This is a genomic window from Rhodobacter sp. P1_C2 (assembly GCF_056406375.1).
The window spans coordinates 345,819-367,107 of record NZ_JBFUAG010000002.1 but is presented as its reverse complement, the minus strand read 5'-3'; the positions used below and the strand labels follow the sequence as shown (position 1 = coordinate 367,107).

The 21,289-nt window shown below is 66.8% G+C and carries 14 protein-coding genes and 1 pseudogene; 1 reads left to right on the top strand and 14 read right to left on the bottom strand.

The window, feature by feature from the left end; genetic code table 11:
- Window positions 1-176 precede the first annotated feature (176 nt).
- Window positions 177-1,211, top strand: coding sequence for a LacI family DNA-binding transcriptional regulator (locus AC1DZT_RS04490; protein ID WP_478005402.1), 1,035 nt, complete (start codon window positions 177-179; stop codon window positions 1,209-1,211).
- Window positions 1,212-1,303: 92 nt separating this feature from the next.
- Here AC1DZT_RS04490 and AC1DZT_RS04485 read toward each other — a convergent pair.
- From AC1DZT_RS04485 to AC1DZT_RS04420, 14 genes and pseudogenes are all read right to left on the bottom strand, one after another.
- Window positions 1,304-1,465, bottom strand: a pseudogene (locus tag AC1DZT_RS04485) (IS5/IS1182 family transposase); the annotation flags it as partial.
- A gap of 104 nt (window positions 1,466-1,569) precedes the next feature.
- The gene (locus tag AC1DZT_RS04480; protein ID WP_478005401.1) at window positions 1,570-3,336 is read right to left on the bottom strand and encodes an adenylate/guanylate cyclase domain-containing protein; all 1,767 of its coding nucleotides are present in this window, start codon (window positions 3,334-3,336) and stop codon (window positions 1,570-1,572) included.
- A gap of 510 nt (window positions 3,337-3,846) precedes the next feature.
- Window positions 3,847-8,814 carry a M10 family metallopeptidase C-terminal domain-containing protein gene (locus AC1DZT_RS04475; protein ID WP_478005400.1) on the bottom strand — a complete coding sequence of 1,656 codons (4,968 nt, stop codon included), beginning with the start codon at window positions 8,812-8,814 and terminating at the stop codon, window positions 3,847-3,849.
- Between the two features lie 472 nt (window positions 8,815-9,286).
- The gene (locus tag AC1DZT_RS04470) at window positions 9,287-10,273 is read right to left on the bottom strand and encodes a hypothetical protein (RefSeq protein ID WP_478005399.1); all 987 of its coding nucleotides are present in this window, start codon (window positions 10,271-10,273) and stop codon (window positions 9,287-9,289) included.
- Window positions 10,263-12,215 (bottom strand): hypothetical protein, encoded by a 1,953-nt coding sequence (locus tag AC1DZT_RS04465; protein WP_478005398.1) that lies wholly within the window; start codon window positions 12,213-12,215, stop codon window positions 10,263-10,265. Before AC1DZT_RS04465 ends, AC1DZT_RS04470 begins: the two co-directional genes overlap by 11 nt.
- 108 nt (window positions 12,216-12,323) lie before the next feature.
- Entirely contained in the window at window positions 12,324-12,791 is a 468-nt protein-coding gene (locus tag AC1DZT_RS04460) for an A24 family peptidase (protein WP_478005397.1), read from the bottom strand.
- Between the two features lie 10 nt (window positions 12,792-12,801).
- Entirely contained in the window at window positions 12,802-13,656 is an 855-nt protein-coding gene (locus AC1DZT_RS04455) for a helix-turn-helix transcriptional regulator (protein WP_478005396.1), read from the bottom strand.
- A 262-nt stretch (window positions 13,657-13,918) separates the two neighbouring features.
- Window positions 13,919-14,920, bottom strand: a complete 1,002-nt coding sequence (locus AC1DZT_RS04450) for a type II secretion system F family protein (RefSeq protein ID WP_478005395.1) — start codon at window positions 14,918-14,920, stop codon at window positions 13,919-13,921.
- A gap of 11 nt (window positions 14,921-14,931) precedes the next feature.
- Window positions 14,932-15,900: a type II secretion system F family protein gene (locus tag AC1DZT_RS04445; RefSeq protein WP_478005394.1), complete on the bottom strand. Its 969-nt coding sequence runs from the start codon at window positions 15,898-15,900 to the stop codon at window positions 14,932-14,934.
- Window positions 15,897-17,291 (bottom strand): CpaF family protein, encoded by a 1,395-nt coding sequence (locus tag AC1DZT_RS04440; RefSeq protein ID WP_478005393.1) that lies wholly within the window; start codon window positions 17,289-17,291, stop codon window positions 15,897-15,899. Before AC1DZT_RS04440 ends, AC1DZT_RS04445 begins: the two co-directional genes overlap by 4 nt.
- A gap of 3 nt (window positions 17,292-17,294) precedes the next feature.
- Window positions 17,295-18,602 (bottom strand): CpaE/TadZ family protein, encoded by a 1,308-nt coding sequence (locus AC1DZT_RS04435; RefSeq protein ID WP_478005392.1) that lies wholly within the window; start codon window positions 18,600-18,602, stop codon window positions 17,295-17,297.
- 46 nt (window positions 18,603-18,648) lie between these two features.
- A complete protein-coding gene (locus AC1DZT_RS04430) occupies window positions 18,649-19,305 on the bottom strand; it encodes a TadE/TadG family type IV pilus assembly protein (RefSeq protein WP_478005391.1) in 657 nt (218 codons plus the stop codon).
- On the bottom strand, window positions 19,302-19,817 hold the full coding sequence (locus AC1DZT_RS04425) for a TadE/TadG family type IV pilus assembly protein (RefSeq protein ID WP_478005390.1): 516 nt from the start codon (window positions 19,815-19,817) through the stop codon (window positions 19,302-19,304). The genes AC1DZT_RS04430 and AC1DZT_RS04425 overlap by 4 nt, the downstream gene beginning before the upstream one ends.
- Window positions 19,792-21,282 (bottom strand): pilus assembly protein TadG-related protein, encoded by a 1,491-nt coding sequence (locus tag AC1DZT_RS04420; protein WP_478005389.1) that lies wholly within the window; start codon window positions 21,280-21,282, stop codon window positions 19,792-19,794. Before AC1DZT_RS04420 ends, AC1DZT_RS04425 begins: the two co-directional genes overlap by 26 nt.
- Window positions 21,283-21,289: the final 7 nt, after the last annotated feature.

The following is a 21,289-nucleotide window of genomic DNA, read 5'->3' as shown; positions in this document are numbered from 1 at the left end:
TGTCTTCAGATTTCCCCCGAGGCAGATCCCGACCCTTGGACCAAGGCTGCCTCCTCACAGGGCAGAACATGCCAGCTTGACGCCTGCCTGATCAAGATGAGATATTATGTCGCAAGTATTTCGTCTCAACGTATCAGAAATGAGGCGGAAGATGATATGAAATGAGATTATCCGCCATGCCCCGCCCAACCATCCCCGATTTGGCCCTCGCCGCCGGAGTCTCGGTCGCCACCGTCAACCGCGTGCTGGCGGGGGCCGGGAATGTCCGCCCACAGACGCGACATCTGGTGCAGGAGGCGGCGGAACGCATTGGATTTTATGGACTTGGCACCATTCAGGCCAAGGTCGCGGCCAGCCTCCCGCATTATCGCTTCGGCGTCCTTCTCTTGCAGCCGCACCGGCAATTCTATCAGAACTGCGCCGCCGCGATCCGCGAGGCTGCCGCCGCCGCCCGCGACACCGGCGTCGACATCGAATTGCGGATCGAGTTTCTGGACGACCTTTCGCCGCAGAACACCGCCGCCCGTGCGCTGGCCCTCGGGGCGGAATGCGATTCGATCTGCATCACCTCCGCCGTTCATCCGGTGGTGATCCAGGCGGTTGAAACTCTGCAGGCGCGCGGACTGCCGGTCTTTGCCCTGATCGCGCAACTCTCGACCGCGGGGCTTGTGCATTACATCGGGCTGGACAACTGGAAAGTGGGCCGCACCTCCGCCTGGGCGATCGAGGGGCTGGGGAGGAAACCCGGCAAGATCGGCATCCTGATGGGCAACCCGCGCTACCGAAACCAGGAGATGAACGAAAGCGGCTTTCGCTCCTACTTTCGCGAACATGCCCCGGATTTCACCCTGCTGGAGCCGCTGTCGACCTTCGAGTCCAGCGCCGTGGCGGAAGAGATGACGGAAAAGCTGCTGGCCCAGCACGCGGACCTGACCTCGCTTTTCGTCTCGGGCGGCGGGATCACCGGGGCGATGGCGGCCCTGCGGGCCTCGGGGCGGGCGCAGGATCTGGTGGTGGTGGGCTATGACCTGATGGACAGCACGCGGGCCGGGCTGTTGGACGGCACGCTGAAAGTCGTCATCTCGCATCCCCTGCGGCAACTGGCCGAGGAGTTGATCCGAGGCATGGTCCGCGCCGCAAGGTCACCGCAGGACGGGGTCAACCACACAAGGATCGTGCCGTTCCAGATCTACACGCGCGAGAACATCTGAAGCCGTCGTTCGGGCGGAACGTCGTGACGGGGGGCTTTGTGGAAGTCTGCTGCGAACATGAGTCGTTCGGGGTCCTGAGCCGTGGAACGTTCAGCTTTGAATATGCTGCCGTCGATGGCCTCGCCCGCCCCGCGAAGCGCGCCGATCCGCCGGCAAAGTTCGACGAACTGCGCACTTACCTTGCAGATGGGCGGCCCCTTGTCGCGCCGAAAGTCGGCGGCGGTCTTGCCACACGGCACCCCCTTGCCGGGGAGCCTCCCGCCCCAACCTGCGGCGCGATAGGATGCGGTTCAGATCCCGTCGATGAGCCGCTTGCGCAGAATAGGCGTCTTTGTCGGACCCGCCATGCCCCGCTGGATCATTCGCGCATGCCAACCCGCCGCAGAGCAGAGGTCCACCGCGCCAGATGCCGTGGGTCGGTAAAGGGCATGCCTTTGGGCACTTCGCCCAGCCTGCAGCCTGGGTCCAGAGCAAGATAGTGCCGGAAAGCGGCCTGCGCCTCCTCCTGCCGGCCCAGATCGACAAGGCTGGCGGCCTGGACGATCAGGGCGTCGGGGTTTGCGGGGCGCTTGCTCAGGGAGCGTTCGGCCCAGGCGAGCGCCTCGGCATTTCGTCCAGCCGTGAAATGGGCATGGGCGATGCAGACATCCATCTGGAAGAGCAGGGGGTCTTGCGGGCTGAGACGCATTGCCTGCTCGCAATGTTCGATGGCGGCATCGAACTGACCGGCATAGAGACGGTTCCAGCTTTGGATGAACCACCCTTGCGCAGAATTGGGGTTCAGCTCCAGCGCGCGCTCGCCCAGAAGCAGGCCACGGCGGACGTCGCCAACACCATAGCCGATGGCACTCGATGCCATTTGCATCACGACGTCGTCTGCCGGGTCGAGGGCCACCGCCCGCAAGGCCAGGCGCTCTGCCTCGGCGACATCCTCTTCGCTGATGATCCCGCAGGCAACGATCTTGCGCATCACATAGCATTGCGCCGCGAATGCATAGGCAGGCGCATAGCCGGGATCGAGTGCGATGGCCCGATAGAAATGCGACAGCGCCTCGGCGCTGGCCTCAAATGTCCATTTGTGGTGGCAGGCAAACCCACGCAAATAGTGGTCGTAGGCGTCGAGGTTGCCGGGGGCCCTGCGCTGCGCCTCCTCGACTTCACAGAGTTCGACCTTCGCGAGGATGGCACCGGCCACGCGACTGGTGATCTGGTCCTGCAGGTCAAAGACATCGGCCAGAACGCCATCATAGCGTTCGGCCCAGAGATGCGCGCCGGTTGTGGCGTCGATCAGTTGTGCGGTGATCCTCAACCGGTCGCCCGAGCGCCGCAGGCTGCCTTCCAGCACATAGCGCACGCCAAGTTCGCGCCCGATCTGCTTGATGTCGACCGCCTGGCCCTTGTATCTGAAGCTCGAATTCCGGGCGATGACGAACAGCTGCTTGCGGCGCGACAAGGCCGTGGTGATGTCCTCCACCACGCCATCGGCAAAGTAGTCCTGGCCGGGATCGCCGCTCATGTTCTGAAACGCCAAGACTGCGATCGACGGCTTTCCCGGCGGTGACCGAGCTGGTCTGGCTGCGACCGCGGACCCCTGCGCGGGCAGCGTGACGGTGAAGACCTGCATCGGCTGGGCAATGTTCTTCAGCGCCACGGGGCCGGCATCGGCAAAGGTCGCCCGGACCTTGCCCTGCACCTCGGCATGGACTTTGGCCGAGACGCTGATGCCACCGGGCGCGGCAATCCCTTCCAGACGCGCGGCGATGTTGACGCCGTCGCCAAAGATATCGCCGCCTTCGACAAGCACGTCTCCAAGGTTGATCCCGATCCGAAGGACGATCCGGGCTGCCTCGGGCAGATCCGCGTTGGCCTGCGCAAACCGTGCCTGAAGATCGAGCGCGCAGTCCACCGCATCCACGGCCGAGCCGAACTCCACCAGAACCCCGTCGCCCATCACCTTGACGACCCGGCCATGGTGCCGCGCAACGCCCGGCTGAAGCACGTCCCGCCATCGCAGTTTCAGCGCCGCGAGGGTTCCGGCCTCGTCAACCTGCATCATCCTTGAATAGCCCACGACATCGGCGGCCAGAATGGCGGCAAGGCGGCGCTGGGTCCTGGGCTCTGGCATGCGGCGCGGCCTCCCGATCCGATGGGTCGGAAACTACAGCATCTCGCCAATTCCTGTCGAATACCATTATTTCCCTACGCAAGTTGGGGCTGGTCTCGATGAGGTCCCACCCGTGCGATCCCTTCGACGGAAGGATTTGCGATATCTTGACGACAGAAGGCGCAGCCAGGAGCGGAAGATTTGACCTTCGGTACGGGCAGAGAAGGTTCGACCGCAGTCACGTTCCCTCGGCCAGCACATCCCGTGAAAACTCAAGCTTGATCCGCCCGCGCTCGGATTCTGCGCTGTTTTGCCGGGGGAGGAGAGGGGCGAGGTTGCTCTGGCCACAGGAGCGTGTTCGGCCATTTGCCCTTTCGCTACCGATTTGGGAAAGCCTCTGGTCCGAGATCGCCATCCTGGCGACGGTCGGCGGATGGCGGCCGCATCGGCACGGGTGGTGATCTTTGGCCCGCACCCGTGGGGAGGGGTGGGTGAGGCCGGGATTTCTTCCGGCCTTGCCCGGGGTCTGCCTCAAAGGATCAGGTCGGCGAGGCTGGGTGCGGTGCCCGTTGTCACGTCGAAGCGGAGCGCGAAATCAGCGATGCCGTCGCCGTTCACATCGCCAAGAAGCTGCACGACGCCGGCCCCCGCCGTGGCCAGGCGCAGTTCGGCGGCATGGTGGCCGAACGCGGCAGATCCGAGGAAGGTGAAAGCCTGGTCGCCCAGGGTCGTGCTGTCGGCGTCGATGGCGGACAGGTCGATCGCATCGAAGCCGGTGGCAAAATCGACGATCAGGTCCGATGCGAGGCGCGGGCTGTCGGCTGTGCTGGCAAAGACGAAGACATCGGAGCCCGCTCCGCCGCTCAGCACATCGCTGCCCGCCCCCCCGTTGATCATGTCATCCGAACCGCCACCGGAGAGCGTGTCCGCACCAGCCCCGCCCAGAAGCGTGTCGAAACCGTCGCCTCCGGTCAGGCTGTCGGCCCCGCCAAGGCCTGCGATGCTGTGGTGGTCGGTATCGCTGACCGTCACGACATTCCCCGCGCTGGTCAGCGTCGTCGTCACCACCACGCCCCAGAGCGCCGAACCCGCCCGGTCGCCATCGCTGAAGCCGAAGGACTCGACCCCGGTGACGGTATCGGTGCCATCCGGGCTGTCGATGCGCAGATCGGTGATCCGGAGGCCCTCCGCCGTCACGGTGATGGCGTAATCGGCAAAGGCCCCGGTCAGCGCGACCCGGTCATGACCCGCGCCGCCGATCAGCAGGTCATTGCCCGCGCCGCCGGTCAGAAGGTCGTCGCCGGCGCCGCCTTCCAGACGGTCGGCCCCGCTGCGGCCATCGAGGTTGTCGTTCCCGCCATTGCCGCGCAACAGGTTGTCCTCGAGGCCGCCGGTGACGGTGTCATCGCCGGACCCGGCGCTGGCGTCCTCGATATGGGTCGTCGTGGCGGCGGTCATGCCGGCGGTGATGGCGCTGACGATGTTGGAGCTGTTGGCGGTGAGGGTGACGACCGTCCCGCGCCCAAGCTGGTCGACAAGGCCCTGATAGGTGCTCTCATACCCGCCGGCGATGGCGAAGATCGGGATGATATTGGCCGCGACCAGCGCCGATTGGACCTGCGCGATCAGGGGATAATCCTCGAAAGCGCCGTTGCCGGGGGTCAGCCCGTCGCCATTGTTCGGCGTCAGGATGCCGCCCAGGGCGCCATCGCCCGCGACATGGAAGGGCGCGTCGGTGAAAAGCACGACGAAGCGCGCCGAATCCGCGCGGAAGCCCACATCGGCGGCATGCAGCGCCAGTTGCATCAGCGCCTCGAGCTGGGCCTCCGGCGCATCGGCGCCGTTCAGATTGACCAGCCGGCCATAGGTCGCGGCCAGCGCGGCACCATCGGCGGAAAGCGCCTGTTCCTGCTGATAGACCCATTCGCCCGCCGCGCCGAAGGGCGACACCGGCTTGTCGACGAAGGAGGAGACGCCGAAGGTGGAATTCGCCTGGATGGCATCCACCGCCGTCACGATCTGCGGCACCAGCCCGCGCACCGTGGCGATGTCATCCCCGAAGGAGCCGGTGAGGTCCTGCAGGAACTGCACGTCCAGCGGCCCCGCCGTGGTGCCGCCTTTGGTGATATGGACGATCTCGTTCTCGATCTCGCTGTCGGTTTCGCCGGAGAGGTCGATGCGCTGATTGGCAGTGCCGTCGGTCGCGTCGATCCGGTCATGGCCGAGGAAATCCTCGATATCGGCGGATGCGCCGTGGATGTGGTAGACATCATCGCCCGACCCGCCCGAGAGGTGGTCCTGGCCCGAGGTGGCGACCAGCAGGTCGTTGCCGTCCCCGGCCAGCAGAAGGTCGTTGCCCGCGCCGCCATCCAGCGTATCGCCGCCGCTGCCGCCCTCCAGCACGTTGTCCGTCGCATCGCCGGTGGCGGTATGGGCGGTGCCGCCTAAGCGGATCACCTCGACATCGCCGGTCACGGTCAAGCCGTCGCGCATCACCACGGCGATGTCATGGCCGCCGCCGGCAAGCTCCACGATCACATCCCCGGCGTCGTCGATCACATAGGTATCGTCGCCTAGCCCGCCGATCAGCGTGTCCGCGCCGCCATGGCCGTCGAGCGTGTCATTGCCCTCCATCCCCAGCAGGCTGTCATTGCCGGCGCTGCCGGTCAGCAGGTTGTCGAGGCTGTTGCCGGTGCCGGTCAGCCCGGCCTTGGTCAGGGTCAGGTTCTCCACCCCGTCGGCCAGGACATGGTTGACCGAGGCGAGGACGCTGTCCTTGCCGCCACCCGCCAGCTCGACCACCGTGTCGCCAGCATTGTCGACGCGGTAGGTGTCGTCCCCGGCGCCGCCGGTCATCGTGTCGGCCCCGGCGGCACCGTCCAGCGTGTCGGCGAAATCGGTGCCGGTGAGGTGATTGGCCAGCTTGTTGCCGGTGCCATGCCGCGCCGCCCCGGTCAGTTCGAGGTTTTCAAGGTTGCTGCCCAGCGTCCAGTCCAGTGCGGCGCGCACGGTGTCGGTGCCGGCGCCGAGTGCTTCGACGGCCTTGTCGCCGAGGTTGTCGACGAGGTAGAGATCGGCCCCCTTGCCGCCGGTCATCGCATCGGCCCCGGCAGCCCCGTCCAGCGTATCGGCGAAGGCGGTGCCGGTGATCGCGTTGTCGAGGCTATTGCCCACCCCATGCCGTGCCGCGCCGGTCAGGATCAGCGTCTCGACCCCGTCGCCCAAGGTGTAATCCACGCTGGCGCGCACCGTGTCATTGCCGCCGCCGGCCGCCTCGATGATCTGATCGCCCGCGGTGTCGACGAGGTAGGTATCGTCGCCAAGGCCGCCCTGCATCGTGTCCGCGCCGCCGCGCCCGTCGAGCCGGTTGTTGCCATCGGTGCCGATCAGCGTGTTGGCCAGCCCGTTGCCGGTGCCTTGCAGCGCGGTGCCGGTCAGGATCAGCGTCTCCAGATTGGCGCCGAGGGTCCAGTTCAGCGCGGCATGGACACTGTCCAGACCCCCGGTGGCGGTTTCCACGATCGTGTCGCCGGCATCGGCCACGTAGTAATCGTCATTGCCCGCGCCACCGGTGAGCGTGTCATTACCCGCGCCGCCATCCAGCCGGTTGGCCAGATCGGTGCCGGTGATCGCATTGGCCAGCGCATTGCCGGTGCCCGACACCGCCGCGCCGGTCAGGATCAGGGTCTCGACCTCGGCCCCGAGCGTATAGTCGACCGAGGCCTGCACGGTATCGAGCCCGCCGCCGGCAAGTTCCACCACCGTATCGGCGCCGCGGTCGACGACATAGGTGTCATCGCCGGCGCCGCCCGTCATCACATCGGTGCCGGTGCCGCCGTCCAGCAGGTCGTCGCCAAGCCCGCCGAGGAGGCTGTCATTGCCCGCGCCGCCCTCGATCTGGTCATTGCCAGCGCCGCCGTCGATCGTATCCGCACCGCCAAGGCCGAGGATGGCGTCATTGCCGGCGCCGATGGCATGGAAAGGCCCGCCATAGCCCGCGCCGATCAGATCCGCGCCGGAAGAGCCATAGACATTGCCGTCGGCAAGCCAGCTCGCGGGCGTGTAGAGCACCTTGATGGACTCGCCGGTCCCCGCCGCCCCGATCATCAGATCGACCGTACCGTCGCCATTGCGGTCGCCGGCAAGCGCGAGCTCCGATCCGGCCAGGCTGCCGGCGCTGCCGACGATCTTGGCGCCACCAATGCCCTGTGCGACCTCGGACAGCGAGATCGGGCGATAGGTCTGATCGCCCCAGATCACATAGACGGCGCCAGCATCCACGCCGCCCTCGCCGTCATGCGGCGTGCCGATCACCAGATCCGCGATGCCGTCGTGGTTGAGGTCGGCGCCGCCCAGCACCACCATGCCCGACAGGTTGCCACCTCCGGTGATCTTCACCCCGCCGATCCCCGCTGCCACATCGGCGAGGCTGACGGCGGCATGGCCGGCCTGGCCATAGACGAGGTAGGCCGCATTCGACCCCGCGGCCCCGATCAACAGGTCATGCCGCCCGTCGCCGTTCACATCACCGATATCGGCGACCGACGATCCCGCGCCATCGCCGGCCACCCCGGTGATCTCGTAACCGGCGGTCAGCGTGCCAAGGTCGATGGCGCTGCCGGTCGCCTTGCCGTCCACGACATAGACCGCGCCCGCCCCGCCATGCGCGGTGGCGCTGCCCAGAACGATCTCGGCCTTGCCATCGCCGTTCTGATCGCCGAGCGCCGCGATGACCTTGCCGATGCCGTCGCCCGCCGCGGCCCCGGTGATGCGGAAACCGCCGGTGCCTGCGGCGACATTGGCCAGGAGCGTGCTGGACCCGGTGCCCTTGCCCCAGACGACATAGGCCGCCCCGGCATCGGCCCCGCCGGCATCCTGACCCGGCGCCCCGATCAGGATATCGGCCTTGCCGTCGCCGTTCAGATCCCCGACCGCGGTCATGGAATAGCCCGCCAGATCGCCCGCCGCCTGACCCTTGATCGCATAGCCGCCACCGGCGCCGCTGAAGGGGTCGGCAAGGTCCACCCCGCTCGCCGCACCGCCCAGAGCCTTGCCCCAGACGACGAAGCCGACCCCGGCATCGCTCTTGCCTCCCGCCGCCATGCCCGGCGCGCCGACTAGGACCTCGCCCAGCCCGTCGCCGTTGAGGTCGGCAATGGCGCCGACCGCGAAACCGGCCATGTCGCCCGCCGCGACCCCGTCGATGACATAGACATCCGCCGAGCTGTGCGACAGGTCCAGCGTGCTGCCCGGCAATGCCGCCCCGAGCGAGACGAAAACCCGCCCCGCATCCACCGCCTTGTCATCGCTTCCCGGGGTGCCGATGATCAGATCCGCCACGCCATCCCCGTTCAGATCGCTCACCGCGCCGATCGAGGCGGGCCCCACCACGCCCAGCGGCGTCGCGGTCAGATCGCCCTTCGCGGCGATCAGGATCGAGGTGCCGCCGCCCTGCGCGAGGGAGGTTGCAAGTTGGACCTTGTTGTCGGGGATGGGCATGGCGACTCCTGTGACAGCCGATCGGGTCCTGTGATCACGACCCTTTGCGCCAGATGCGGAACGGCCCTGTTGCCGGTCAATCAACGCCGGATAGAGGTCCGTGGCCCCGGGGTTGACCGGGCCGCCTAACCTTTCGGCCTAATCCGTGCTGATCCGCCCTAAGCAGATGCTTATGCCCGAAGAACGATTTCTTATCATGGGGTTGCAGGCGCCTTCCCCTCGCAGGCACTGGCCCGAGAGGGTCGGCCCCGCCGGTCAGCGGCGCTGCGTCCAAGCGTCACATGGACCGCGCCCATCGCGCTCGCCGCCGGCTGGCGACGTTCTGGTCACGATTCGGTGAGAGGTCCGAGACCTCACCATGCGGCGTCAGGGCATGGGGTCTTTGCACCAAGGCACGCGCGCCAGAGGATCGCGCCTGCTGCGCTCCGCTCGGGAAACCAATGCCCCCAGCCCCATGGGAGAAAGGACGTTTCTAGCGCAGCCAGCGATAGACCGCCTGGACCCGCGGGTCGGGTGAGGTTGCAATCGCTTCGCGGGCGGCGGCGAGGGTTGGGGCATCGGCGCCGAAGTGGCTGGAGAGGCCCGGGCGCAGCTGATCGCCATCGAAGACCAGGCCATGGATGTTGCGGCTGGCGACGTAGGATCTGACCTTTGGGTCGGGAATATGCGGCAGGGCGCGCAGGAGGGTCTGGCCCAGCCTCGCCACCAGCTTTGCATCATCGGCGTGGTCAAGCATCTCCATATCGATGTCGGCGAGGAGGGTGATGGCGAGGCGGGAGTTGGTGTCGGGGTCCAGCGCGATCCGGGCCACGGCGGGGATCGCCTCTTGCGGGGTTTCATGGATCTGGTCGCGGTACCGGGTCAGGAAATAATCACCCCAGAGGTCATGCGCGCTGTGCCGTGCTTCCTCGGTCATCTGCAACAGCTGCGCGGCATCCTGGGGCGTCTCTTCCGCCTCGACCTTCTGCGCCATGGCCGCGTCCACGGCGAAATCGGCGGGATAGACGCCGCGGGCACCGGCAAAGATCGCGTCGAGCGAGGCGGCAGCGGGGGCCACGGCATCCAGCAGGTAGGTCTGGCCGCGCACCAGCATCTCGGGGTCGATCGGCGGGGGCGCCGACATGCCCAGCGGGTCGAGGCCGGTCTGCCGCAGCGTCACGGTGGCATGGCCAAGCGCGGGCAGGGGCGCGTCCGACTTGAAGATCCGCGTGATGGCGACCCGCAGGATGATCTCGCGCACAAGGCCGCCTGCGGGGTCCTGCGTCTCTTCGGTGTTGAGCGCGGTCAGTTGAAACTCCAAGAGATGGGTCGCCGAGACCAGCGCCGAACTTGCCGCCGGATCGACAGGGCTTTGCCAATGGGTATTTGCTGCGGGCACGACTTCCGTTCTCCCTTGATCGGAGGCCAGCGCGCCGGCAAGGAATGCCAGGGCGGCGGCCGCCAGAATATTACTGCGCATTCCAGGACAATCCTGCTGCGACGCCCGAAGGCGGGCGCACCTCGACGTGATTGGCCTGGGCGTCTTCCATCGGGTCCTTGGTGCTGGCGCCCGAGATCGTGATGGTATGGGGCGTGGTCACGGTCAGGGTCGCGGGGGACCCCGCCGGCCAGACGACATCCCAGACCCCGCGGATCTCCCATGTGAACATGCGCTGCGCGGCATAGACGCGTTCGGCCATCTTGTCGGACTTGCCCCTTGCCTTGTCGCGGTTGGTCCAGAAGGCGAAACAGGCGACGAAGCGGTATTGATAGTCGATCCGGTTCATCACCGCATTGGCATTGGCGGCATGGGTGCGCGGCGCCGGCGTGCCGGGCGAGTCGATGCAGCGCGTGGTGAAGCGGATGCCGACCGGCCGGTTGACGCGGGTCGAGGGATCGGCCTGGCTTCGGGTCATCAAGGCGGTGTCGGCGCCCTCACCATGCGGGGTCAGGCCGCTGTCCAGAAGCGGCAGGCCAAACAGCACGGGCGCCGGGTCGCCGGGCAGGAAGGTCCCCCCGGCGCCGGTCGCGGCCCCCGGGTTCGACACCGCATTCAGGCTGTAGCGGTGATCGGTCGGCGGCGCCACCGTCGTGTCGCGGTACATGAACAGGACGTTGCGGATCGCCACATTGTTGATCAGGCCGCAGAAGACCTGGTCCAGCCCGAGCCGCCCATCGGCGCCACCCCCCGTCACATCCGAAATCAGCTCCATCGCACAGCCCGCCGCGGCCAGCGTCGCGGCGCTGAGCGGGGCGGGTCCCCAGGCGCCATTGTCGACCCGCAGGTTGGTGTTGCCGCGGACGACATTCAGGTTCGCCGTATAGGCCGCCGACTTGTCCTGAACCACCGTCGCATTGGCCAGAACCAGGTTCAGGCAGATCGGCGCGTGCTGGGGGTCGAACTTGGCATCGCCGGTGCAGGAGACGAAGGGCCGGATGTGGAACGACCCCTTGTTGTCGGCCTTCAGCGTGGCCTTGGTCACATCGCCCTCCGGCGTGACGGTCGGCAAGGAGCCGGCAGCGCCCAGCGAGGCGTGATCGGCGGCGTTCCTTTCGACATGCCAGTGGATCGGCAGGCCCGCCGGGGCGGCGGTCAATTCCAGCTTGGCCTGAAGGTCCTTGGTCTTCATCAGCACGATCGGCAGGTTGGCCGCAAAGTCGGTGGAGGCGCTGGTGATCTCCAGCACATGATCCGCGGGGGCCGCGAAACCGGCGCGCACCGTGTTGGGCGGCGTCGGCTTCACCGTGACCTTGATCTTGGTGAACTTGAAGACAGTCAGCTTCACCTCTGCCGTCACATCCGGGCAGCCCGCCTGCGAGCGGACGACCTTCAGCGTCTCGCCCTCGTGGATGGCAGAGGCATTGGCGCCGGCCGTGACCGTGACCGTGGGCGTGCTGTCGTTGGAGAGCGTGACCTTGCCGCTGGTCGAGGTCCATTTGTAGCTGCCAGAGCTGGACCCGTCCGGATCGATCGCCTTGAAGGTCTTCGCCTCGCCCACCATCAGGATGCGGCACTTGGCCTCGATGGAGACGCTGGCCGGGCAGACGGGTTTGGGCTTGGGCGGTGGCGGGGTCGGGCCCGGGGGCGGGGCAGGCGGGTTGTCCCCGCCACCACCGCCGCCGCCACCCCCTCCGCCACCATGGTCGGCGGCAGGATGGTCGAGCTCGGCGACCCAGACCTCGCCATCGACGATCGCTGCGGCGAGAAGCTGCAGAAAGCCCCGATGCGTCGGATGAGAGACGCCGAAATCGCGCGCCCACCGCCGCGCGTTCGACATGACCTCGTCGGGGAGGGTCTGGCTGCGCAGGAAGCGCAGGGCTTCCTCACGGTTGATGAACCGGCGGCGAACGCGGCCCGCCTCAGCTTCGTGCCACCCCATCAGCTCGAACCGGCTGGGTGCCTGGCCAATTCTGATGCCCATTGCTCAACGGCCCCGCGTCAATGGATCACTTGCAGTTGCAAGGATCATATGGACTAGCCCCTTCAAAGGCAACGTCCAACCGCGCCGGGCCGGTGGCGCGCTATGCCGTCAGGTCAGGCACAAGAGGGTGATCGGCGTGGCGAGGCCGGCCAGGGCGATCGAAAGGCCCATCGGAAACTTCTTAGTGCCGTCGAAGGATTTCCAGCCCCAGGTCCGGGTGGCCGGGATGCGCCGCAAGCCGAGGATCAGCACGATCCCGGTCAACAGCGCCGCCGAAAAGATATTGGCGAAGAGAACCAGGGCGCTGGTCGGGATGAAGAGCATCAGCGCCGCGAGGAATTTCACATCACCGCCGCCGACCAGGTGGAAGGCAAAGGCCAGAAGACCCAGGGCAAGCACCGCCGAGGCGCCGCCGAGGCGCGTCAGAAGATCGGCCGGCGGAAAGGCCAGCGCGCAAAGCACGAAGAGGGCGATGGCCAGAAGGCTGATCAGATTGGGGATCCGCATGAAGCGCAGATCGCAATAGGCCACGGCGAAGAGCACCGGCGCCAGAAGGATCAGCGGCAGCAGGGTCATGGCCTCCTCCTCAGGCGAAGCGGACGGAGGGGGCGTCCTGCCTCTTGTCACTGTCCATCAGGTGGAAGACCAGTTCGGCCAGCGAACCGCAGGAGACCTTGGCATAGATGTTGCGCAGATGGGTGCGGATCGTCGGCTCGGACAGGCCGAGTTCGCGCACCACGGCCTGAATGACCAGACCCTGGCTGAGCAGCAGGCAAACCCGGAACTCCGCCCGGCTCAACCGCAGGGGATTGTCGGAATCGAGGATCCTGGCCTTGGTCGTGTGGCGGAATTCCCAGGGGTCGCTGCGGTGGTTCAGAATGGTGCGGGTGATGAGGCCGACCTTGCGGTTGGACCAGACCCGCGCCATGTCGGGCAGCATCGCGTGAAGCAGAGCCTCGGCCTGCGGGGCCAGGGGTTCGCGGAAATGCAGCTCGATATGGTCGCGCGTCTTCTGCCCCGAGGCGAGGATCAGCACGAGGAACTCTTTCAGGCGGCGCGCGGATTGCCATTCGGACAGCGAGGGATCGCCGGTCGCATCGTCGAGATGGCTGCTGGCCTGCCAGAGCGATGCGGCGCGGGCATGCAGGATCGGGGCGCCGAAGAAGGCATCGGCAAAGGTGCGGCGCAGCGGCCGCTTTCCCGCCACATCCTTCGCCAGATCGCAGGCCGCAATCCGCACCGGTTTCTGATCGGCGATCTGGGTGCGCACGATGGTGGCGACCTCGGCGCCGAGGCCAGTGGCGAGGTCGACCAGTGCGTCCTGCAGCGAGATCTTGCCGTTCAGCGCTTCGGACCAGGTGACGATGGCGTGGATGATGCTGGAATTGGTGATCCCGTGGCCGAAATGGCCCTCACTGTCGCATTCAATCTCGCGCCGCATCCTTCAATCCTCCCCAATCAATTCGACCAGCTACCAGACGGACGACCAAAAACAGGGGTGCTCTTTGCCGGCACCTTGGAATTCAAACTTTTCCACAGCCTCAAATTTAGTCAAGAGAATGTCATATTTTCGCCATCTTCCGTTTGAAATTACAATCTGAAGGGGAGTTCGCGAAAAGCCCGCGGTGCCGGTGGATCGACGTCCGGCCCGGTGATGCCGGATTGTTTCGCAAATGAAACCAATGCCGACAGGCGTCTTGCGCTCAGCGGTGCATGAAATGGATGAAGCGAATCACGATCGGACCAAGGGCCAGCATCAAAAGCGCGGGCAGCATCAGCGTGGCCATGACGGCCGACATTTTGACCGGCAGGCGGTTGGCCATTTCCTGGGCGCGCAATTCCCGCCATTGCCGCATTTCCTCGGAATAGACGGTCAGGGCATCGGAAATGCTGCTGCCGTAATTGAGCGATTGCAGCACGACATTGGCAAAGGAATTGACCTGGGCCACCCCAGTGCGCGCGGCCATGTCCAAAAGCGCCTTGTCGCGGCTGCGCCCGGCCTGGATCTCGCGCTGGGTGATGGTGAATTCCTCCGAGATGGCGGGGGCGGTGGCGGCGGTCTCGTTGGCGACCCGGATCATCGCGGCGTCAAGGCCAAGCCCGCTTTCGACCGAGATCTGCAGGAGGTCGAGGATATTGGGGAAGGCCTCCTCGATCGCGCGCTGGCGCTTGGTGACCTGGGCCCGCAGCCAGTAGACCGGGCCGAAGAACCCGACGGCGACCAGGGCGCAGAGGATCTGCAACAGGAACAGCTGGCTCATCCCGCCGAACTGTTGGGCCAGGGGCGCGGGCAGGGTGATCAGGCTCGCCCGCGAGGCGGCGATCAGGGCAAAGAGCGCGCAGGGCAGCACGATGCCGATGCAAAGCCGGACGAGGTAGAAGTTGCGCACCGCATGCGGCCCGTTCATCCCCGCATCGGCAAGCTGGCGCTGGATCTGGGTGCGCTCCTTGCGGTCCACCGGGATCAGGCTGCGCATCAGCCCCGTGGGATCGGCATCCGAAGGCCGCAGCAGGCCCGCCTCGAAGGCCGAACCGGGGCGATGGACCGCCTGCTGCGACAGGCGGCTCAACACCGGGTTGCGCGCGGTGAAGCTGCCGGCGATGCCGTAAAGCGCCAGGAGGACGCCAAGACCGACGCCAATGGCCATCAGGCTCTGGATCGACAGCCCATAGGCCGAGAGCAGGGTTTGCAAGGAGGTGAACATCGGCAGCCTCTCTAGATCCGGAATGCGACAAGCCGGCGCATGGCGAGGTAATTGCTGACCACCAGCACGATGACGGCAATCGCGATGGGGCGGAACATCGGGTCATCGCTGACCCCCATGTAATAGGTCGGCGAGGTGACCGAGGTCATGCCGAAGATGAAGACCGGCAAGAGCGACATGAAGACCGCGGTCAGCCGCCCCTCGGCGGAAATCGCGAGGATACGTCTGCGCATGGTGATCCGGCCGCGGATCACCTTGGCCAGCGTGCCGAGGATCCGCGCCAGATCGCCGCCGGTGCCGTTCTGGATCGCCACGCCGGTGGCCAGATAGGCGACATCCTCCACCCCGATCCGGTCGGCGAAGTCGCGGAAGGCGCCGACCAGATCGTCGCCATAGGCGATCTGGTCCTCCATGATGCCGAACTCCGAGGCGATCGGGTCCACCATGTCGCGCGCCACCGCCGAGATCGTCGCGTTGAGCGGATGGCCGACGCGCAAGCCGCGCGCCATCAGGTCCAGCGCGTCGGGCAATTGGGCGACGAGGGTCTTGATCCGCTTGTCGCGCTTGCGGCGCAGGATGAAGACCGGCAGCAGGATCCCGAGGGCAAAGGCGATGGCGGCGGCCAGCGCCGGGTTGAGCCGCAGCGACAGGGCCATGCCCAGGGTCAGCGTGACGCCAAGGCAAAGGGTCAGCAGAACCCCCGGCTTCATCAGGTAACCGGCGCGGCGCATGTCCTGCGGCAGGCTGCCGATCAGCGGCAGGGCGTGAAAGGCCCAGGCCGCCTCCTTCGGTTTCAGGATCTGCAGCACCTGTTCGGTCGAGGCGCCGCCCGCGATCAGCCGCAGGCGACGGTTGCGCGCATCGACCCGCGCCTCGCCGCGGAACAGCATCTGCCAGAGGCCCTCGAAGACCAGGAGCACGCCGAGAAAGACGCCGACATAAAGGATCGAGCCAAGGCCGAATTGCGGAATGCTGATCATGGCTTCTGCCTTTCCTTGAGGAACATGTCATCCCTGAGGTCGACCCCGGCCTGCAGCAGCGCCTCGGTGCAGCGCGGGCGGATGCCGGTGGCGACGAACTCGCCCAGGATCGTGCCATCCGCTGCCCGCCCGGATTTGCGGTAGACGAAGATGTCCTGCATCGTGATGATGTTGCCCTCCATGCCCACCAGTTCCGAGACCGAGGTGACGCGGCGGCTGCCGTCGCTGTGGCGGTTGAGCTGGACGACCACATGGATGCCCGAGGCGATCTGCTGGCGGATCGCCGAGATCGGGAAATCCATGCCGATCATCGTGACCATCTGCTCGATCCGGCTCAGGGCGTCGCGGGCGGTGTTGGCGTGGATCGTGGTCATCGAGCCGTCATGCCCGGTGTTCATCGCCTGCAGCATGTCGAAGGCCTCGGCCCCGCGCACCTCGCCCACGATGATGCGGTCGGGCCGCATCCGGAGCGCGTTGCGCACGAGGTCGCGCTGGGTGACCGCCCCGGTGCCCGAAGGCGAGGGGGGGCGCGTCTCAAGCCGGACGACATGGGCCTGCTGCAGCTGCAACTCGGCCGCGTCCTCGATGGTGACGATCCTTTCGCGCGAGCCGATGAAGGAGGAAATCGCGTTCAGCATCGTGGTCTTGCCCGACCCGGTCCCGCCCGAGATCAGCACGTTGAGCCGCGCCTCGACGAGGCCCTTCAGCAAGGCCGCCGCCGGGGCCGACAGCGCGCCGAGTTCCACCAGCCGCGCCATGGTCAGCGGTGTGGCCGAGAATTTGCGGATCGAGACCGAGGGGCCGTCGATCGCGCAGGGCCGGATGATCGCATTGACCCGGCTGCCATCCTCCAGCCGCGCATCGACCCAGGGCTGGGATTCGTCCACCCGCCGCCCGACGCGCGACACCATCTTGTCGATGATGCGCAGAAGGTGGCGTTCGTCGCGAAAGCGCACCTTGGTCCGTTCCAGCACGCCGTGCCGTTCGACAAAGACCGAGCTGTGCGAATTGACCAGGATGTCGTTGATCGAAGGGTCGGCGAGCAGGGGCTCCAGGGGCCCAAGGCCCAGCACCTCGTCCAGCAGTTCGTCGACGAGGCGCTTGAATTCCTCGATCCGCATCGCGGTGTTTTCCTGGGCCAGGACCTGGGTCACCAGCCCCGCCACCTCGCGGCGCAGATCCTCGCGGTTGACCTTGTCGATGGCCGAAAGGTTCAGCCGGTCCAGCAGCACGTCATGCAGCCGGCTCTTGAGGTCGAGCCGGGCGATCAGCTCCGCCTCGGCGATGCTGGCGGCCTTGGCGGCGATGGCGGGGTCGGGGGCCGGGGATTTGCCGATCCCGATCACATTGTCCGCCGCGGGTTTGGTGGGCCGAGTGAATTGTCCGAACATGGGTTATTTCTCCAGCTTTCCAGAGGCCGCGGCGGGGGCGGCAAGGCGGGCGACAGCGACCTGGGGGGCGCCGAGTTTCAGGATGGGGGGCTTGAGGGCCTGGGCCTTGCCGGTCCCCGGGGCGTGGGTGGAAGGAAATTCGGCCAGCGTGTCGCGGGCCAGCCGGGCGATCGCCTTGCCAAGGCCCGAGCGCGGGGCGACGGTGGCCAGCGGCTGGCCACGGTCGGCGCTGGTGCGGGCGGCGACCGGGTCATGCGGCAGCCAGTGGTCAAGCTTGCGGTTCAGCGCCTTCTGGATCTCTTTCTGCGCGCCGGTCTGCAGCAGCGCGCGCTTTTCATGGTTGATCACGATGCGCACCGGCAGGTCGGGATTGTCGGCGGTGAAGAACTCGATCAGGCGGCGGCAATGGCGCACCGAGGGCACGGCCGTATCGCTGACGATGATCAACTCGTCGGCGCGGTGCAGCACCGGCTCCATCCAGCGGCCAAGCGCATGGGGCAGGTCCACCACGACGAAGTCATTGTCGGCCCGCAACGTATCCAGGATGGCGCCGATCTGGCGCGGTTGCAGCGAATCCAGCGGCATGAATTTCGACGGCGCGGCCAGCACCGACAAGCCGTTGGGCAGCCGGACCATGGTCGAGGACAGATAGGTCGCATCCGGGATCGTGCCATCCAGCGCCAGCTGGTGCAGGGCATTCTGCTCCCCGAGGTCCAGCAGGGTCCCGACCGAGCCGAACTGCACATCCAGATCGACCAGCGCCACGGCGTTCGGCTCGACCCGGCGCAGGAACCCGCTGCGCCCGACCAGATCGTTGGCCAGATTGACCGCCACCGTCGTGGCGCCCACACCGCCGCGCGCCTGAGCCACGGCGAGGATGCGCCCGCGCCGCAAGGGTGCGGCGTCCTTCGCCGCGGCCAGCCTTGCGCGGTAATGTTCGGCCACCCGCAGCTCGACCTCGGCCCCGGCGCCCTCCTTGGGGAGCACGTCATCCACACCGGCCTGGCTCAGCGCGCGCATCCGGCTCAGCGTGATCTCGCCATCGGCCACGGCAAGCAGCAGCGTCCCCGCCTTGCGGTTGGCCTTCAGCGCCCGGATCGAGGCGATGTCGGCGCCGACATCGTCGCTGGTCTCGAAGATGATGACATCCTTGTCGGCGGCCATGATCGCGGCCTTGCCATTGAGCGCCGCAAGACGCGACGGCTCGGTGCGCAGATGCACCCCCTCCATCCCGGCAAGCGAGACGCCGATCTCATCGGTCACCGCAGCATCGGGGGAAATCAGCAGGATCGATTTGTCCGTCGCGGTCATGTCAGGCTCTTTCTCTCAAAAAACGAATGCGGGAAAACGGGCGCCATCATCCGGCCTCGCCCAGGGCCAGATCCTCGGCCGGCAAGGAGACGCTGAGCGCCGGGAAGGGCAGGCTCGAGGGCAGGTCATTGCCCACGGCCCCCGCCAGCGTGGCCAGCGCGCCGAGGGGCGTGATGAACTGGAAGTCGAGGTTCTGGATCGAGACGGTGACCATCGGCTCGTAAGGCCCGCCCAGAAAGCCGAGGTCGGGGTTGAAGGCATAGGTGAAATGCAGGTTGGCCACGCTCGCATCGCTGGGCATCAGGACCGAGATGGACGCCCAGATCTCGGCCGCCGTGGCATTGGCGGCACTTCCGGCGCAGGTGATCGTGCCGGGATCGGCGCAGACCGTGGCGCCCGCGCGGCAGTTGGTGCCGAAATAGGGCGGCACCGCCCCGGCGACCAGCGCGCCGCGCAGATTGGTCTGCGCCACCCCGGGGCAGGCTGGCGGGCGGGTGACGGCGGTGCGGGCGGCCATCTGCATCGCCTTGTTGGCCATCACATATTCATAACCGAGCCGGCCAAAGTCGATGAGGCCGAAGAAAAGCAGCAGGAAGATCGGCATGACCACGGCAAATTCGACCAGCGTGGTGCCATCCTCGCGCAGCAGGAACCGCTGCCCGGCGGCGACGATCTTGCGGCGAAGGGGGGGGAGACCTGTCATGATCCGAACACCCGCGCCTGATTGCTGACCCGCGTCGTGATGTCGGCCCGGCTGGACCCGGCCAGGATGAAGAGACCGGCGAAGGGAAAGCGGATGGTGACCTCGGCCGAGACTTCGGCGATGGCCACCGGGCTTGCCCGGAAGCTGCCGGCGACGCAGCGGTAACTGGGGGTGACGGTGCCCACCACCACATCCTGCGGAAAGACCGAATAGGCCGTGGCGCCCTGCAGGATCAGCGTCCTGAGCTTGGTGGCATAGCCACCGACCGTGCCGCCGGTGGTGCAGATATCGGCATTGACCGTGCGGGCGAGGTAGCGGGCAGCGTCGCGGGTGCCGATGATGGTGCTTTGATAGGACAGCATCATCCGGCTGCCCTCGATGATCACGGCGAAGACCAGAAGCATCATCGGCAGCACCAGGGCAAATTCGACCAGCGCCACGCCGCTTTCGTCGCGCCAGAAGGCGGCGAGGCGGCGGGACAGGGGCTCAGCGGTAAAGCTGGACGACATCATGGAAGATCCCTCCCGCGCCACTGCTGCCGCTGCTGCCGCTTTCGGCCGAGCCCACGACCTCGACATAGATGTCGAAGCTGTTGCCGGTGCCGGCCCCGACCGGCTCGGTCAGGAAGAGGCGGACGAATTCATTGACCGGCACGTTGCTGGCGCGGCCATTGATCGGGTTGGCGCTGCAATCGATGCCGGCCGCGATCACCACCCTGCGGTCGGGATCGGAGGATTGCTTGTTGGTGCATTGCGGCCGGCCGGTCTCGGCCCGGCCAGCGGGCAGGATCGCCGTGGTCGAGGCACCGCCGCCGGCCGAGGCGATCTCGGCCTTGTAATACTGATAGCGGGTGGTCGCGGTCGGATGCGGATCGGCGACGCTGGCGCCGTAGTTCTTGGCCACATAATTCGGCCGCCCTGTCGTCGCATTGGTCCAGACGCCATTGCCGAAGCGGTTGCCATTGGCGCAGCTGGCCGTGGCAAAGCAGTCGTCGCGCGGCAGCGCCACGGTATTGGGCGAGGTCTTGGAATTGTTGCCGATGCAGCTGGACCCGCCGCCGTTGGGCACGATGCCCTTGATGACATTGGGCGCCGCCGGATAACTGGCGTCGTTCTTCTTCGAGCTCATCCCCCCGGCAAAGATGTCGAAGCGGACATTGTAGCCCGAGTTCTCGATCCCGACCTTCTGGCCCGGCTCGGTATCGACCCCGCGCTGCGAGAAGCACTGGGTCAGGGCGCCCTGCGATCCGATCAGGCAGCGCGTCTGCTGCGCCCCGTTCAGCCCGGCGCAGGGGCCTGCGCTGTCCAGCCCCGCCGTGGCAAGGTCGAGAAAGCCGAAATCGCCCGGCCCCCAGGCCGCGCCCTGGCCGCCCGACCGCAAGAGGATCATCTTGCCGATATTGTCCTTGGCCTTGAACGAGGAGGAGGGGATGCAGAACATCAGGGGGGTGATGTCGCAGGCATATTGCGTGAAACCCGCCACCGCCGCGGCACCAAGTGCCGGATTGGCCGTGGTGGCGCCACGCAGTGCGTCGAAGGCCGCAAGGAACATCGGCGGCACGGTGCGGGGCGTCATCACCACCCGGGCATAGACGGCCTTGGCCGGGTCGGTGGTCACCCCGGCTGCCATGCTGGCGCTGTCGCTGGCCGGCAGGCTCTTGAAAAAGGTCAGGGTGTAATCGGCGCTCGAGTCCAGCGCCCGGCTTCCGGTCGCAAAGGTTTGCTGGTCCTCGATCAATGAGGCCGCCGCCGCCGTGGCCCGGGTGATTGCGTCGGACTTGCCATCCAGCTCTCCCGCGGCGGCCAGGGCCACCTGGTCGGCATGGGACTGCAGTTCGGACTGGGTCGCGGCCCTCTGGCCGAAATCGAAGGACAGCGCCACGATGCCCAGCACCGCCACCAGCGCCACCGCCCAGAAGACGAGGATGACACCCTCTTCCTCCGGCAGGATGGCTGTGATCTGGCGCAGGCTTCGCATGACACTT